We start from the raw sequence: 17,211 nt of genomic DNA on the forward strand, positions 1-17,211 counted from the left end.
ATTTTGTCAGAAAAGCCCTTTGAACGCCAAAACAGAGAAATTAAGTGCTATTTTTCCAATTAGTATCCTCTTATCCATAGTAGATCTGAGAATTAGTTGACGATTTTCCATTTCGAATGTGCAGCTGTAAACCAAATGCAGAACGGGTGCAGAAACTGTTGGGAGGGGCAGGTCATGAATGAAGGGCTTAACGTGTTTAACCGGTTAACTCTGCAGCAGCGGGAAGCCCGGTTGCAGCGCTGCGGGCTGAAGGCTGCTATGACTCCTTCCGGCCTGGCGCAGCTGGAGCAGCGAGGAATTTCCCCTGCAGAAGTAAACGCCATACATAGGTATTACTCAAAAGAAATAAGAAGGGTCCACAGACAGCAATATATTGTCCGCATCTTCAATCTGCAGGTAGTGGACATCCTGGCGCTGGGAACCGGACAGGCTATGCGGCAGAAGGCTAATGCGCACCGGTTCGGCAGTTTAGCGTCAATCATTGCGGGAGAACAGAGGCATACCGGGGGCAGGGTCGGCGGAAATGATGCAGGCCGCATAGTGGAAGAAGATCAGCCGGGCAGCCGGGCGGGGATTGGCAGAAGGGATACCGGAAGAGAGGGGCATTTGGCGGAGGGCAGCAGCGCGGAGGTGCAGGCAACTGTGCAGAGTCCATACAACGCCGGGCAGCATAGCCGCCGAAGTTCAGCAGGCCAGCTGTGTGAAACGGCGGTCCGGGCATTGTATGGCCTTGGGCTGGATAGCGGTGAGGTAAGGCTGACGGCTCTGGGCGGCAAACAGTTCGCCGCCCAGGCCATCATACCTCTCTCTATTGCAGACAGCGGCGTTTATCAGGCGGCGTCACAGGCACTGGACGCCGCCCTTGCCCTTGAGCAGCCCGGCCGTCCCGGGCTGCTGATGGGCATGGACCCGGAGTTCCTTCTGCTCCGGGTATCCACCGGCCGCGTCGTGCCCGCGTCGCGGTACCTGCCCCTGGACGGCGTCGCGGGCTGCGACGCCGGGCCCCCGGGAACGCAGGGCGCGTTCCCGGTAGCCGAGCTGCGCCCCCAGCCGCGCGGGGAACCGCGCGCGCTGCTGGCGCAGCTGATGTCCGCCGTGCGCGCGGCGGACCGGCTCATCACCGACCGCACGCTAAGCTTGCGGGCGGGAGGCATGCCGCTGCCAGGCTGGGCCCTCGGCGGCCACCTGCACTTCAGCGGCGTAACGCTCACGGCGCCGCTGCTGCGCGCGCTCGACAACTACCTCGCGCTGCCGCTGATGCTGCTGGAGGACGCCAGGGCTGCCGCGCGGCGTCCGCGTTACGGCGTGCTCGGCGATTTCCGGATTCAGCCGCATGGCGGCTTTGAATACCGGACCCTGCCGAGCTTCCTCGTCTCCCCGGTCATCGCCAAAGGCGCGGTCTTCCTGGCTCATCTGATCGTGAGCCGCTACGAAGACCTTACGCTGCGCCCGCTCGACCGGGAGGACCTGCATGCCGCCTATTACAGCGGCGACAAAACCCCGCTGCGCGCAGCCTTCATCCCGCTGCAGGCGCAGCTGCGGGGACTGCCTGGCTATGCGCAGGCAGCCGCTTACATCGAACCGCTCCTGGGCTATATAGCCCAGGAGCGGACCTGGGATGAGTCGCGTGACATCCGCAGCCTGTGGCAGAGCAAGGCAGGAGCCGGAATAAAGTCAGGCTGAGCCTGGCGGTGGCCTTGTATCAAAAGCCACAGCTATCTGCTCCTTACCTGTTCCCGGAGGCACTCTGATACCGGAGTGCCCCGGCCGGCACCAGCCGGCAAACGTTCTGCGGATGCCGGTCCGAGGCACAGGGAACCGCAGTTAACGCTGCTTTTCCAGATACATCATTGCCCAGGTGCCGATGTCCATGAAGCCCAGCTTTTTGTAAATCTGGCCGGCTTGCGGATTGTTATAGAACAGGCACAGGGATTTCCCCTCGGCCAGCAGATCGGCGCACAGCTCAGCTGTAATGCGGGTAGCCAGCCCTTGGCCTCTATGCTGCGGATGGGTGGCGACACCGACAATCATGGCCGACAGCGAATTTTCGGCAGTGGTCGAGGCTGAGGCGATGACTTTGCTGTCCTGCTCGGCGAAAAAAGTGCGTCCGGTCTTGCTTTCCAGCGCTTTGCGCAGGCTTTTGCGCGAATCTTCGGTGCTGGCGGCGAATTCCTTGATCTGATCGGTGAGCGTACAGATGGCCTCGACATCATGGGCCGTCGCTTTGCGGATGACATGCGGGCCAGCCGCTGCGAAGCGGAGCTGTCCGTTCATGTCCTTCAGCTCAGCGAACAGCATCTGCTTTTCCTCACGGGCAGCAATCTTTCCTCTGAAAGCCTGCACAACCCCGGCATCCCCTGATATCATTTCAGCCCCGGTGTCTTTACGGATCAGTTCCGCAAAACCCTCTGTATCAAAATCTCCTTCCGCATAAGTAAGATAACTGCTGAAAAACCGCAGCATTACTGCCTTCAGAGGCCCGTCCGGCGTATCAGATTCCCCCCACAGCTCCATGAATTCCTGCTCGAATCCGAAGTTTTCCACATCCCCGATAATAAACAGATTAATAGACGGGTTGCGGCCTGTCAGTTCCATCAGCCGTTCCCGGTCAGCCTCGTACAGTCTGCGTATCATAATAGTCCTCCTAGTAAGTATAATTGACGTTTGTTCCTAATCTTACATTATACAAGGGAGATGTTGCAGCCATATTTTTATATCAGAGGGAGTTGTACGCATTTGGAGAGAACGCCTGTTTCTTCCTGCACGCAAGGGGAATAACTTTGCTCTGCGAGTTTCTGCTATAATAGAGAGTACTAGAGAAATGGCATGGAGGTTAACAATGGCTAAATATACGCCGATGATGGAGCAGTATCTGAAGGTAAAGGAAGGGGCGAAGGATGCTTTCCTTTTTTTCCGGCTGGGTGATTTCTATGAAATGTTCTTTGACGATGCGATCCTCGCCTCGAAGGAGCTTGAGATAGCATTAACCGGCCGTCAGGGCGGAGGCGATGAGAAGATTCCGATGTGCGGAGTGCCTTATCATGCGGCCGAAGGTTACATACAGCGACTGATTGAAAAAGGCTACAAGGTCGCGATCTGCGAGCAGCTCGATGACCCGGCCGTGACCAAAGGCATGGTGCGGCGCGATATCGTCCGTGTGGTTACCCCGGGAACCGTAATGGACGGCAAGATTATTACGGACAAAAGCAATAATTATCTCGTCTGCGTTACAGAAAATGACGGGATGATGGCACTTTCGGCCTGTGATCTTACGACAGGTGAATTGTATGTCACCTCTGTCCTGTCTAATGCAGAGTGGCTGCGCGATGAAATCGGCATTTATGAGCCGGCGGAAATTATCGGGGATGCGGCGCTGCTGGAACAACTGCGCAGTGAGGCCTCGCTGCTGGCCAAGCCGGTTGTGTACACCCCCTGGGATAAAAGAGAAGAAGAAATGGCCCGCCGCCAGTTCGGCGAAGCGGCCTGGGTCCGGCTGGAGAAGGAGCGGGGCAGCTGCCTGGCGCTTCTGATATCTTATTTAAGCGAAACGCAGCGCCGTTCACTCGGCCAGCTGAGCCAGATTTCCCCGTATGAGCCGGGCAACTATATGATTCTTGACCCGTTCACCCGCCGCAATCTGGAGCTGACCGAGACGGTCCGCGAACGTTCGAAGAAGGGTTCGCTGCTCTGGCTGCTCGACAGCACCGAAACCTCGATGGGCGGCCGGCTGCTGCGCCGCAGAATCGACAAGCCGCTGCTGCAGCGCGCTCCGATTGAGCGGCGGCTTGAGGCTGTCGATTACCTGTACAACCAGTTCATCGTGCGCGAGGACCTGCGCGGTGCGCTGAAAGAAATTTATGATCTGGAGCGGCTGGTCGGACGGATCGCCTTTGGCAGCGCCAACGGCCGTGACATGAACGCCCTGAAGCTGTCCCTGCAGCAGATACCCGCGCTGAAGGAGATGTGCCTGGCGTCCGGCTCCGCGACACTGCGGGAAATTGCCGGTTCCATGGATGTGTGTGCCGAGCTGTGCGAGGATATTGACCAGGCCATCGTGGAAGATCCGCCGGTCTCTGTGCGGGACGGCGGGATTATCCGGACAGGCTACCATGAGCGTCTGGATGAGCTGCGGGTAGCCAGCACAAACGGCAAGCAGTGGATTGCCGAGCTTGAGGCGAAGGAACGTGCCGCTACAGGCATCAAGTCACTGAAGATCGGTTTCAATAAAGTGTTCGGCTATTATATAGAAATAACCCGTTCCAACCTGTCCTCCCTGCCGGAAGGCCGCTATGAGCGCAAGCAGACGCTGGCAAATGCCGAGCGCTATGTGACTCCGGAGCTGAAGGAGAAGGAAGCGCTGATTCTGGAAGCCCAGGACAAAATGACGGATATCGAATACAGCCTCTTTACCGAGCTGCGTGACCGGATCGCGGCCCAGATTCCCCGCCTGCAGGCTCTCGCCGAGAAGGTGGCGGAGATTGATGTGTACCAGTGCCTGGCTGCTGTAAGTGCCGAGCACCGGTTCGTCAAGCCTAAGCTCTCCGACGGCTATGACCTGCGGCTCGAAGGCGGACGCCATCCTGTCGTGGAGGCGGTGCTGAAGGATGCTGCCTTCATGGCTAACGGCAGTACGCTTACCAGGGATGACGGGAATATTTTGCTGATTACCGGACCGAACATGGCCGGTAAGAGCACTTATATGCGCCAGGTGGCCCTGATCTGCATCCTGGCGCAGATTGGCTGCTTTGTTCCGGCATCGAGCGCAGAAGTGCCGCTGATTGACCGGATCTTCACGCGGATCGGTGCGGCGGATGACCTGATCGGAGGCCAAAGCACCTTTATGGTGGAAATGGCCGATATTCAGGTCATGACCGAAAAAGCCACTGCCCGCAGTCTGATTATCATCGACGAGCTGGGCCGGGGAACCTCGACCAGCGAAGGGATGGCCATCGCCCAGGCGGTTATTGAGTATGTGCATGATACGATTGCCTGCAAGGCGCTGGTCTCGACACATTTTCATGAGCTGTCCCACCTGGAGCAGAGCTTGAAAGGACTGCGCAACTATTCTATGGCTGTCCAGGAGAGCGGCGACAAAGTCAATTTCCTGCGCAAGCTGGTACCGGGAGCCGCTGACAGCAGCTACGGTATTTATTGCGCCCGGCTTGCCGGCCTGCCGGAGGGGATCATCGACCGTGCCTATGGATTGCTTCAGAGCATAGAGCAGGCCGCGCCTCCGGGAAGTGCTGCGCTGAATTACGGAACGGGCGGCTCCGGCAGTGAGCTCAGAGAGAGCCGGGAGCCAGCCGGCCGGCCGCACGGCGGACAGGCTGTGCATCAGCAGCAGCCTTCAGGCCCTTCACACGCGGCGTCCTCCGTCCTGTCCGGCGGGACTGCATATGCCGAATCGGCGGTTTCGCTGGCTTCCTTTGAGGACAGTGCTGACCAGGAAGTGGTTCAGCTATCGATTTTTGGGGAAGAAGAGCCGCGTAAAGGCCGCAAGGGCGGTGCTGAGCCGGCGGCTGCACCGGCAGCAGCATCGGCAGCGAAGGAGAATCCTGTCCTGAAGGAGCTGGTTGCCGCCGTCCAGGACGCGGACCTGATGAATATGACCCCGCTGCAGGCGATGAGCCTGCTGAACGAGCTGAAACAGAAGGCAAAGGGACTATAATATTATTATATAGACTACCAACGGGACCGTTTCGCCCCGACTATGCTGATTCTCTATACCAGAAAACAGTCCTGCAGCGCAGGGCAAACCAAAGGTAAGTGGAATTTCGTCACTTATTTCCGGCTCAACCACCGATTAAGCGAAGCTTAGTGGAAAAACGTCACCTAATTCTACGGTTTTAACGTCTGAACGGGGTTAATGGCTAAATTAGATGTTTATTTTCCACTTAATGCAGATAATTGTGGGGAAGTAATAGAATTAGATAGCATAAATCCAACTAAATTAATATATTACCGCGAGGTGAAGAACCATGGCCAAAATTCACGTGCTGGACGAGCATATTGCCAACCAGATAGCTGCCGGGGAAGTAGTGGAGCGGCCGGCTTCCGTCGTAAAGGAGCTGGTGGAGAACGCCATTGATGCCGGCAGCACCCGCATAGAGGTCACCGTGGAAGAGGGCGGCCTGCAGAGCATCCGCGTCAAGGACAACGGCTCGGGCATTGAAGCTGAGGATTGCGAGACGGCGTTCTACCGCCATGCGACCAGCAAGATTGCCAGCGGCCGCGACCTATTCCAGATTACGAGCCTCGGCTTCCGGGGCGAGGCACTGCCCAGTATCGCGGCAGTGTCAAAGGTTACACTGCTTACAGCCAGCGGCGATGACGGCAAGGGCCGGCAGCTCGCGATTGAAGGCGGGCGGCTGATTGCAAATGAAGATCAGCCGGCCGGCAAAGGCAGTGATATGGCTGTGCGTGAATTGTTTTATAATACTCCGGCAAGGCTGAAGTATATGAAGAGTATTCAGACCGAGCTTGGGCATATATCGGATGCTATGTACCGGATGGCGCTGGCGCATCCTGATATTTCCTTTACGCTCCACCATAACGGCAACCAGCTGCTGCATACACTCGGCAACGGTGATCTGCTTCAGGTCATCGCAGCCGTCTACGGCACATCTGCGGCCAAGGCGATGCTGCCGGTCAGCGCGGAAGATCCCGATTATAAGATCACCGGATACATCAGCCGTCCTGAATGGACCCGCTCCAACCGGAACGCGGTAACAACCATCGTCGGCGGACGTTATATCCGCAGCAACGGGCTGAATGCGGCAATCCTGCGCGCGTATCACACGCTGCTGCCGATTAACCGCTATCCGCTGCTGGTGCTCAAGCTGGATATGCATCCTTCGCTTGTCGATGTCAACGTGCATCCGGCGAAGCTGGAGGTGCGCTTCAGCAAAGAGACGGAGCTGTACGCCTTTGTAGAGCAGGAGCTGCGCAAGGTGCTGCTCGGCCAGAGCCTGATTCCCCGGCCCGGAAGGGAAACGGTCGGCGGGCAGGGCAGCAGCTCCTTTATCCAGGAGCAGTTCGCCTTCTCCAAGGGAGCTGCACCTGCTGCGCAGGTGGAATCCGCTGCAGCCGCCCAGCTATCGGCGGCTGCGCCGCCGCCCGGCCTGTCTGGCGGGAGCTACGCTCCGCCAGCCGCCCCGGGCAGCGAAGGCGGCGCGCCGCCCGTCAGCGGCGGCCTGGCCCTAACGGACGGGCCGTCCGGCGGCGCAGAGGGCCGTCCGCCTGTTGCCGGCGGCAGCGCTGATCCGCTGGCTGCGCGGCCCGGCCAGCTTCAGCCTCCGGCTTACCAGCCGCAGGCCAGGGAGAGTGCCGCTGTTTACAGCGGCAGCTTCCCGCAGGCACCGGAGCGGACCCGGAGTGACGGAGGCGGCAGCTACCGCCAGCCGCCGGCACCGGCACGCGGCAGCCTGCCTGGTGCCGGGGAGCTGTATGCCCCGAGCGGGAATGCCGATCCGGGTCTCCCGCAGTTTCCCGAGCTGAATTACATCGGTCAGCATCACGGCACTTATATTATTGCCCAGAACGACAGCGGGCTCTATCTGATCGACCAGCACGCTGCGCATGAGCGGATTAACTACGAATATTATTATGAGAAGTTCGGGCGTCCGGAGGATGCCTCGCAGGAGCTGCTCCTGCCGATTACACTGGAATTCACGCCGTCAGAGAGCCGCCAGCTCAGCGAGCGGCTGCACTGGTTCGAGAAGGCCGGTGTATATCTGGAGCATTTCGGGGGACAGACGTTTCTGGTCCGCTCCCTGCCTTACTGGTTCCCGGAAGGGGAGGAGAAGGCACTGGTGGAGGAAATGGCTGAGTGGGTGCTCAGCGAGCGGTCCATTGACCTGGCCAAGCTGCGCGAGAAATCCTCGATCCTCTGCTCCTGCAAGGCCTCGATCAAGGCCAACCAGAAGCTGACGGAGCCGGAGGTGGATGCGCTGCTGTCACGGCTGGCGGCCTGCAAGCAGCCTTATACCTGCCCGCACGGCCGGCCGATTGTCGTATCCTTCTCCGCTTATGATCTGGAGAAGCTGTTCAAGCGGGTAATGTAACCTAACGATAGAAGCGAGTACCGGAAATGGAGGCAACATGATTATAACGACGGGCTTTGACCCGATACCGGAAATTGTTCAGCGGGCCAGGGCGCTGGCGGAGCATACCGGAACGAAATTTATACCCCGCGGGAAGCAGTCTGTGAGACGGCTGGTTGAGCGCTACGGGGACGAAGATATCCTGGTCATCCTTCAGGAGGCTGTCCGGCTGATTACGCCGGGCACGCCGCCGATGGAATTCCATCCGAGCATGGGCTTTGTCCGGGCCAAGCGGATTCTCAAGGGCGAACCGGATGCCATGCTGGAAGCGGCCCGGATGGAACCGGGCGACAGCGTACTGGACTGTACGGCCGGGCTGGGCAGCGATTCCCTTCTGTTTGCCGTGCTGGGCGGAGAGAGCTCCGCGGTTACAGCGCTGGAGAGCTCGCTGCCGCTGTATGCGCTGCTCTCCGAAGGCATGAAGCACTATACTTCAGGGCAGGCGAAGGTGAATGAAGCGCTGCGCCGCATCTGGGTGGTTCACAGCGAGCATCTGGAATATCTGCGCGGGCTGCCGGACAAGAGCGTGGACATCGTTTATTTTGACCCGATGTTCCGGGTGCCGCTGATGGATTCGTCAGCCATCTCGCCGCTGCGCCAGTTCGCCAACACCGCAGCGCTCTCAGAGGAGACGGTCGCTGAAGCGCGCCGCGTTGCCCGCAAAACTGTCCTGCTCAAGGAAAAGGCGCTGAGCGGCGAATTTAACCGGCTCGGCTTCACGGAGCTGCTGCGCGGGAGCGCCAAAATATCGTACGGGGTGATCCACATTGACAACTGAGACGAAACATAAGGTGCTCGTGCTGCTGGGCCCGACAGCCGTCGGCAAAACACGGCTGAGTCTGGAGCTGGCTGAGGCCTACAATGCCGAGATCATCTCCGGCGACTCCATGCAGGTGTACCGCGGCATGGATATCGGCACAGCCAAGATCAGCACGGCCGAAATGAACGGAATCCCCCATCATCTGATTGATATTCATGATCCGGAGGAGGCGTACTCGGTTGCTGAATTCCAGGAGCAGGGCAAGCGGCTGATTGCAGAGATCAGCGGCCGGGGCAGACTGCCGTTTATTGTCGGCGGTACAGGCCTGTACATTGAGTCGCTGTGCTACGGCTTCCGCTTCTCCGAGGCGGTGGCGGACGAAGCGTTCCGCGCCGAACAGGATGCCTACGCGGAAACGCACGGGGCTGAGGCGCTGCATGCCCGGCTTGCCGCCGTGGACCCGGCCAGTGCGGAGCGGCTCCATCCGAACGACCGCCGCCGGATTATCCGGGCGCTGGAAATCCATCATCAGATGGGTACCACCCTGTCCGCCAACAAAGCGGAGCAGACCCGGGAATCCCCCTATGAGCTGTGTCTGATCGGCCTGACCATGGACCGGAAGATCCTCTATAGGCGAATTGAGGACCGGATCGACCAGATGCTGGAGCAGGGGCTGATTGCCGAGGTGCAGGGGCTGCTGGATAAGGGCTATCACCGCAGCATGGTAGCCATGCAGGGGCTCGGCTACAAGGAGATCGCCGCTTATCTGAAGGGGGAACTGACCTATGAAGAAGCAGTAACCCTGCTGAAGCGCGACACCCGTCGGTTTGCCAAGCGCCAGCTGTCCTGGTTCCGCCACATGAAGGAAATCGAATGGATTGAAGATTTTAACGAGCAGAACTATCCCGCCAATCTTGCTAAGATACGTGAGATTATCTCCCGCAAGCTTGATAGATAAGATGGACACGGCGTTTGCTTCAATCCCTTTATGCACCGTGAACAGTCCCGGGGAGTATGTTTCATACATGCTCCGGGGCTGTTTATTTTGGCGGGCCTGATTCAATCCCAGCTGATTTGCGGTAGAAAAATGAGGGGGCCTTCAGCACTAACCGGAGTGTAAGGAATTGACGGGAAGGGGGCGGAAGATTTAACATGTATTCTAGAGAGAACGGACGCTGCATGCTACCGGAAGCTGCCCCGGCTCCGTCAACGTTCATGTTATATACCTTAACTTCACTCCAATTCAGCGAATTGCTGTAACTGCAGATTGCGTGGTATAATAGCAGGAAAGTTTCTCTCAGGTGTTGAATATACTTACGAACAATCTAATTGAACCATTGGGGGTACGTCATATGAACAAGTCCATTAACATCCAAGATACGTTCTTGAACCAGCTGCGTAAAGAGAATATCCCTGCCACAGTATATTTGACCAACGGCTTTCAGATCCGGGGAATCATCAAGGCATTCGATAATTTCACGATTGTGATCGACAGTGACGGGCGCCAGCAGATGGTGTACAAGCATGCGATCTCGACCTTCACGCCGCAGCGCAGTGTCTCACTGATGCAGGACAGCGGAAGCGACGAGTAACATTTTACTGCCTTAAAGCGAAACTTTTTTGTTTATAAACCGTTTGAATAGAGTGCGCGAGAGCAACCTGCGAAGGTTGTTCTTTTCATTCGTGCCTACAAATTTCAGGATATTTCCGCAAGGGAGTCAGGAGGCAGCATGTCCAGAGACGAAATATCAAGGACAAATAACAGACACAGACAGACGGGCTCTGCGAAATCCACAGGTAAGCCCAAGCCGAAGAAAAAGAAAAAGTTTTTAACCAAAAAGCGCGTACTATGGAGTTTATTTTTTGCGATGGCCCTGGCCATTTTTTGTGCGCTAGGCGGTTATCTGTTCATTATGCTGAACGGGCAGAAGCTGCTTAATGAGAACCAGGATAAGCTGACGGTCAATCCGCCGACACAGATTTTTGACCGCAATGCGAACCTGATCGGCGAGCTGTCACTGGAAAAAAGCGATCCGGTGGAGTATGAGGATATTCCCGAGCAGCTGATCAACGCCTTCATTGCCACTGAGGATAAACGCTTCAGGGAACACTCGGGCGTCGACTTCTGGTCGATCGGCCGGGCAGCGGTGAAGGATATCGCAGCACGCAGTATGGTGGAAGGCGGCAGTACCATTACCCAGCAGCTGGCCAAAAATATCTTTTTGACCCGGGACAAAACGTTCTTCCGCAAAGCGACAGAGGTATCCATTGCGGTTGCACTGGAGAACTCCAGAACGAAAGATGAAATTATTACGATGTACCTTAACCGGATCCCGTTCGGGGGCACGATCTATGGAATCAAGGCGGCTTCCATCCGTTATTTCGGCAAGAGCAACCTGCAGGACCTGGATCTGTGGGAAATGGCTACACTGGCTGCAATGCCGAAAGGGCCTTCCCGTTACAATCCGCTCCGTAACCCCGAGCTCTCCAAAGAACGGCGCGGCGTAGTGCTTCAGCTCATGTATGAGCAGGGCTACATCACCAAGGAAGAGATGGATCAAGCCAAAGCGGTGGAATACAGCTACAAGCCGCCGGAGAGCAAGCAGCGTTATCAGGCTTTTATTGATTTCGCGATTGATGAAGCAGAAGAGAGATTCGGGCTGACCGAAGACGATCTGAACATCGGGGGCTACAAAATCTACACCACCATGGATAAGCATGCCCAGGAGACGGTGGAGGATGCTTTTGCCGACAGCGACAATTTTGAAAAAAGCGTCGACGATGAGCTGGTTCAGGGCTCGATGACAATCATCAATCAGGAAAACGGCAGTATTGTTGCCCTGATGGGCGGGCGCAATTATGAGAAAAAGGGCTTCAGCCGCGTGAACGGCAGCCGCCGTTCTCCGGGCTCGTCGATTAAGCCGATTGTTGCTTATGCACCGGCTCTGGAATCGGGCAAGTTCACCAGCTCTTCCATGCTTAGTAACGAAAAGCAGTGCTTCGGCACCTATTGCCCAAACAATCTGCACGGTTACTCGTCTACCATCAGCATGAGCACAGCCATCACGAAGTCGGAAAATATCCCGGCGGTCTGGCTGTTGAATGAAATCGGTGTGAATACCGGCTTCCAGTTCGCGAAGAAGCTCGGCATTAATCTTAGCGATGACGACAAAAACCTGGCGCTGGCGCTCGGCGGCGTGTCGCAAGGCACGAATACGCTGGAGATGGCCCAGGCCTACAGTGCCTTTGCAAACGGCGGGGAGCTGCGGGAGGCCTACTCGATCAAGTCGATTGAGAACAGCGACGGGGATACGGTCTATAGAGCCAATACCACGCCTGAGCGGGTAATGAGCGAGCAGACAGCCTATCAGATGACCGAGATGATGCAGGAGGTTGTAACGGACGGGACCGGTAAAAAAGCGAAGATCAACCGTCCGGTTGCCGGTAAAACAGGCACCACTCAGAGCGGATACTCCGGAATCAGCTCCAACCGTGACGTCTGGTTCGTCGGCTACACGCCGGAATGGACAGCGGCGGTCTGGATGGGCTATGACAAGCCGAGCAAGACCCATCTGCTGAAGAACAGCAGTCCGCTGGCAGCGGCATTCTGGGGCAAGGTGATGGAAGAGGCGCTGGATGGTGTTCCGGCCAAATCCTTCCCGTCACCGTCAGGTTCCAATGAAGTAGAGCCAACCGCTACACCTGAGACTGTGCAGCCAGTAAGCGGGCTGTCAGCTGCTTATGATCCGTCCACGATGACCGTCAATCTGAGCTGGGCACCAGCGCAGGCTGAAGGCGTGGAATACCGGATTTACCGGCGCGAGACTTCGGAGAGCGAGTTTACGGCGCTTCTGAACACGGTGTCGCCGACTGTGGGCGATATCAGCGCCATGCCGGGCCTTACCTACGAATACTATGTGACAGCCTATTATCCTGAACTGGATCAGGAAAGCGAACCTTCCGACACGGTTACTGTAGCCGTGCAGGATGAGATGCCGACCATGGAGCCTGAACCGACACCGGATCCGAATCTGCCGACTGACGATCCCGGAGGCGGCAATCACGGCAACGGGAACGGTAATGGCGAAGGGAACGGCAACAACAGCGGTAATAACGGAAACGGGAATGGTAACGGAAACGGCAATGGCAATGGCAATGGTAACGGCCAAGGTAACAACGGTAACGGAAACGGCAATGGCGGAGGCAACGGCGGTTTGCCGGTGAATACGCCTGAAGCCCTGCCGACACCGCCTCCTGCCACGCCGGTGCCAACCTCTCCGCCTGAAACGGTGCCGGGCAGCGGCAATGCCGGACCGGATAGCGGAGCCGGGGCTGTAACTGATCCGGCGGCAGGAATGGCAGAAGGAGACGGCAGTACACAATAAGGTTGTTCTAGCAGATTACAGGGTTCAAGAGACTATACAGGGCAGGCAGGCTTCCTCTAATGAGCGGATGTCTGCCTGTCTTTTTTTGAATGCGGATTAGCACGGACAGGGCGTTGTCGTTATTTGAAAGAATAAGCAGGTGTATGTTTCATGTTATCCAGTATCCTTATCTTTCCCGCAGAAACGGGTACTGTCCTGATTAGGACGGCGTAGCCGTTTTCTACTTGGTAAGTCTTGTTTTGAGTGTATCTGCCAAATGTGTTAAGCTGGATACACCATTATTCGAGAGGGTTATTCATATGAAACGTAAATTCGGAGACCGGGCCAACTGGCGCCGGATTACGCGCCGCCATTTTGCCTGCCGCTATGTGGAGACCCGGGAATTCAGCGGTTATATTACACTTTATACGATTTACGGGCTGAAGGAACCGCTCTGGAAAAGCTATGGCAGGCATACATACCGTATCGCGGACAAGGGATATTCCTGGCTGCAGTATTTTCCCAAGGACAGCCATTATATTGTAACGGCCATGTTTGACGAACGGCAGAATATCATACAATGGTACATAGACACCTGCAAGGTCCAGGGTGTCACGGATCAGGGAGTCCCCTGGTTTGATGATTTGTATCTGGATGTGGTGGTGCTGTGGAACGGGGAAGTGTTTTTGCTTGATGAGGATGAGCTTGAAGAAGCGCGTGAACGTAATGATATTACAGACAGCGACTATAAGCTGGCCTGGACAACAGCCAAGGGTATTCTGCGCAGCATTGATGCACACTCCTTTCCTTATTTTGCTCTTTCTCTGAAGCATCGTGCCGAATTGTTTCATCACGGAGAATTCAGGAGGAAATAGAAATGGAATGGTATGTTTACCAAAAAGACTCGTCACCTATCCGCAAGGTATCGCGGAAACGCCGCCCGCGCATCAGACGCAGGCTGCTGCTTGTTTGTACCGTTGCAGTAGCAGCAGGCTTGCTGTGGTGCGCGGTTGCGTTTAACAAGATCAACAGTGCCGCTACAACATCCCCGATGATCAAGGCTGATGCCGGTATTATTCTGGGGATGTCCATGTGGGGGGACGAGCCCAGCCCCGGCCTCAGGGAACGTCTGGATTACGGGCTGCAGCTTTATAAGGAAGGAAAGTTCAGCCGCTTTATCGTCTCGGGCGGGCTCGATCATCCCGACTACCGGTACACAGAGGGCCAAGGGATGCGAAACTATCTGGTGGAGCATGGCGTGCCGGACCAGGTTATCCTGATGGAGAATGAATCTACCAGCACCTACGAGAATCTGAAGTTCAGCCAGGAGATTATGCAGCGTGAAGGAATGACAACCGCCGTTATTATTACCCACACCTTTCACGGGCAGCGGGCACTCGAGACTGCGAAGGAGTTTGGCTATATTTCCCCGCAGCTGGGTGTAACGGAGTCCAAGACGATGTCCATGCTCAAATATAAATCGCGGGAGATTCTTGCCTACAGCAAGTGGAAACTGCAGCAGCTGTTTATGTAATCAACAAGGAAGCTATAAAGTTCCCGAATCTGCTAATAACACCCCGTCAGCCGGAATAGACTTGAGTTAGAGCAAGTCAGCCCTGGATAATGAGGTGAACAAGGTGAACGGACGCGTAGCAGCGGCAAGTGGCCGGGATGATGGCCGGCCGTCACGGCAGATCAATATTGTGCTGCGGAATCAGGAGCCGCCTGCGGCTGGTATAGCTGCAGGCGAACCTGTGCCTGCCAAAAATCAAGGCCGCAGCGGGTTATTCCAGGAATTAAGCCGGGAGCTTGATGCCCTTGTGGGCCTGGACAATATCAAGGAGCTTGTATTCGAAATCTATGCCCTGCTGCAGGTTGCCCAGATGCGCAGCGAGGCGGGGCTGGCCAGCGGCGGCCAGGCCTACCATATGGTATTCAAGGGGAATCCCGGAACCGGGAAAACCACCGTTGCCAGAATCGTCGCCAAGCTGTTTCAGCGGATGGGGGTGCTCAGCAAAGGGCATCTGATTGAGGTGGAGCGTGCAGACCTGGTCGGCGAATATATTGGACATACCGCCCAGAAGACGCGTGATCTGGTTAAGAAGGCGCTGGGCGGCATCCTTTTTATCGATGAAGCCTACAGCCTCGCCCGCGGCGGGGACAAAGATTTCGGCAAGGAAGCGATAGATACGCTTGTAAAAAGCATGGAGGACCAGCGCAGCCAGTTTGTGCTCATCCTGGCCGGATACTCGGAAGAGATTGACTATTTTCTGATGAGCAATCCGGGCCTGCCTTCAAGATTTCCGATCCAGGTCGAATTTCCCGACTATACGATCGACCAGCTGCTGCAGATTGCCGAGCTGATGGCCAAGGAGCGCGATTATATTTTGATGCCGCAGGCCATACTCAAGCTAAAGCAGCATCTGCTGATCGAGAAGACCGAGAGTCTTCACGCCTTCAGCAACGCCCGCTATGTCCGTAATTCTATTGAAAAGGCAGTGCGGGCACAGGCAGTTCGGCTGCTGAACCAGTATGAGAGCACCAGCCCCGGCAAGCAGGAGCTGATGACGCTGCGGACTGAAGATTTCAAGCTTTAGCCCACGCACCTGCTGCAAAGCGTTGCGGACACACACAGACAGACATTTCAACAGGTATAAGAAGAAGGAGCATTCAATTCATGTCACTGACCCATGATACACAGACAGATGTACAGGACCGGGCGGTTCTCGTCAGTCTCGTTACAGACAAAATCAAGCGCACGGGCATCGACCCCGAGCTGTCCCTGCAGGAGCTGGTTCAGCTGGCCGAGACAGCCGGGGTTGAGGTGGTGGACGTTCTCCGCCAGAACAAGGAAACTCCTGACTCCAGGTGGTTCATCGGCAAAGGCAAGGTGGAGGAGCTGCGGATGGCGGCAGACGGGCTGGGCGCCAACACGGCAATCTTTGACCAGGAGCTGTCCGGAGCCCAGGTGCGCAATCTGGAGGAAGCGCTTGACCTGAAAATTATTGACCGCACCCAGCTGATCCTGGATATATTCGCCGGCCGGGCCAAGACGAGAGAAGGCATCATACAGGTAGAGCTGGCACAGCTCTCCTATCTGCTGCCCCGCCTGTCCGGACACGGCAAAAATTTGTCCAGGCTCGGCGGCGGCATCGGTACCAGAGGTCCCGGCGAGAGCAAGCTGGAGACCGACCGCCGGCATATCCGCGGCCGGATCACGGAGCTGAAGCGCCAGCTTGATGATGTGGTCAAGACACGCGAGCTGCACCGCGAACGCCGCCGCAAGAGCGGGGCAGTGCAGGTGGCGCTGGTCGGTTATACAAATGCCGGCAAATCGACGCTGCTGAAGCAGCTGACCGATGCCGACGTCTATATTGAGAACCAGCTGTTCGCTACACTCGACCCCACTTCACGTGTGCTGCAGCTGCCAGCGGGCAAAGAGGTTGTGCTGACGGATACGGTCGGGTTCATTCAGAACCTGCCGCATGATCTGGTGGCTTCCTTCCGGGCGACTCTGGAGGAGGTCAATGAAGCCAATCTGGTGCTGCATGTTGTGGATGCCTCCTCTCCGATGCGCGAGGAGCAGATGGAGGTTGTCGATTCCATTCTTCAGGAGCTCGGCGCTGCCGGCAAGCCGCGGGTGGTCCTGTTCAACAAAAGCGATCTCTGCCAGCCGGAGCAGCTCGAGATGCTGCCTTCAGGACGGGGATATCTGAAGATCAGCGCCTTTAATCCTGACGATCTGGCCCGTGTCACCGGGCTGATTGCCGATGAGCTGGCCGGAGATACGCTGGTGTTCCGCATTCCCGGCGACCGGGGGGATCTGTCCTCGCTGCTCTACCGGGTGGGAGAGGTGCAGGATACCCAGTATGAAGAAAACGATGTGCTCTACAGCGTCCGCCTGAACAAAGAGGATTATGAAAAGTGGGGCTATAAGCTGACAGAGTTTGTGGTGCAGCAGGACTAAGCTATCGTTAAACAGCTG

At 56.7% G+C, this 17,211-nt stretch carries 12 protein-coding genes; 11 read left to right on the plus strand and 1 reads right to left on the minus strand.

What is annotated here, in order from left to right:
* The first annotated feature begins 174 nt into the window (after positions 1–174).
* On the plus strand, positions 175–1,683 hold the full coding sequence (locus M2108_RS00440; protein ID WP_277469068.1) for a putative amidoligase domain-containing protein: 1,509 nt from the start codon (positions 175–177) through the stop codon (positions 1,681–1,683).
* A gap of 141 nt (positions 1,684–1,824) precedes the next feature.
* On the opposite strand, the gene M2108_RS00445 is transcribed toward M2108_RS00440, so the two are convergent.
* Positions 1,825–2,634 carry a GNAT family N-acetyltransferase gene (locus M2108_RS00445; RefSeq protein WP_277469069.1) on the minus strand — a complete coding sequence of 270 codons (810 nt, stop codon included), beginning with the start codon at positions 2,632–2,634 and terminating at the stop codon, positions 1,825–1,827.
* Positions 2,635–2,839: 205 nt separating this feature from the next.
* Here M2108_RS00445 and mutS point away from each other — a divergent pair, with 205 nt between their 5' ends.
* From mutS to hflX, 10 genes are all read left to right on the plus strand, one after another.
* A complete protein-coding gene (gene mutS / locus M2108_RS00450; RefSeq protein ID WP_277469070.1) occupies positions 2,840–5,668 on the plus strand; it encodes a DNA mismatch repair protein MutS in 2,829 nt (942 codons plus the stop codon).
* A gap of 310 nt (positions 5,669–5,978) precedes the next feature.
* Positions 5,979–8,063, plus strand: coding sequence for a DNA mismatch repair endonuclease MutL (gene mutL, locus M2108_RS00455; RefSeq protein WP_277469071.1), 2,085 nt, complete (start codon positions 5,979–5,981; stop codon positions 8,061–8,063).
* Between the two features lie 37 nt (positions 8,064–8,100).
* Positions 8,101–8,880, plus strand: a complete 780-nt coding sequence (locus M2108_RS00460) for a class I SAM-dependent methyltransferase (protein WP_277469072.1) — start codon at positions 8,101–8,103, stop codon at positions 8,878–8,880.
* Positions 8,870–9,820: a tRNA (adenosine(37)-N6)-dimethylallyltransferase MiaA gene (miaA, locus tag M2108_RS00465; RefSeq protein ID WP_277469073.1), complete on the plus strand. Its 951-nt coding sequence runs from the start codon at positions 8,870–8,872 to the stop codon at positions 9,818–9,820. Before M2108_RS00460 ends, miaA begins: the two co-directional genes overlap by 11 nt.
* A 394-nt stretch (positions 9,821–10,214) precedes the next feature.
* Positions 10,215–10,454: an RNA chaperone Hfq gene (gene hfq / locus M2108_RS00470; RefSeq protein ID WP_068724967.1), complete on the plus strand. Its 240-nt coding sequence runs from the start codon at positions 10,215–10,217 to the stop codon at positions 10,452–10,454.
* Positions 10,455–10,592: 138 nt separating this feature from the next.
* On the plus strand, positions 10,593–13,247 hold the full coding sequence (locus tag M2108_RS00475; RefSeq protein ID WP_277469074.1) for a transglycosylase domain-containing protein: 2,655 nt from the start codon (positions 10,593–10,595) through the stop codon (positions 13,245–13,247).
* A gap of 299 nt (positions 13,248–13,546) precedes the next feature.
* Positions 13,547–14,101 carry a ribonuclease FAU-1 family protein gene (locus M2108_RS00480; protein ID WP_068724970.1) on the plus strand — a complete coding sequence of 185 codons (555 nt, stop codon included), beginning with the start codon at positions 13,547–13,549 and terminating at the stop codon, positions 14,099–14,101.
* A gap of 2 nt (positions 14,102–14,103) precedes the next feature.
* Positions 14,104–14,760 (plus strand): YdcF family protein, encoded by a 657-nt coding sequence (locus tag M2108_RS00485; protein ID WP_277469075.1) that lies wholly within the window; start codon positions 14,104–14,106, stop codon positions 14,758–14,760.
* Positions 14,761–14,863: 103 nt separating this feature from the next.
* Entirely contained in the window at positions 14,864–15,823 is a 960-nt protein-coding gene (locus M2108_RS00490; protein WP_277469076.1) for an AAA family ATPase, read from the plus strand.
* An 80-nt stretch (positions 15,824–15,903) separates the two neighbouring features.
* Positions 15,904–17,193: a GTPase HflX gene (hflX, locus tag M2108_RS00495; RefSeq protein ID WP_277469077.1), complete on the plus strand. Its 1,290-nt coding sequence runs from the start codon at positions 15,904–15,906 to the stop codon at positions 17,191–17,193.
* The last annotated feature ends 18 nt before the right edge of the window (positions 17,194–17,211 follow it).

The sequence above is a fragment of the Paenibacillus sp. PastM-3 genome (assembly GCF_029893965.1).
In the GTDB taxonomy this organism is placed as follows: domain Bacteria; phylum Bacillota; class Bacilli; order Paenibacillales; family Paenibacillaceae; genus Paenibacillus_AQ.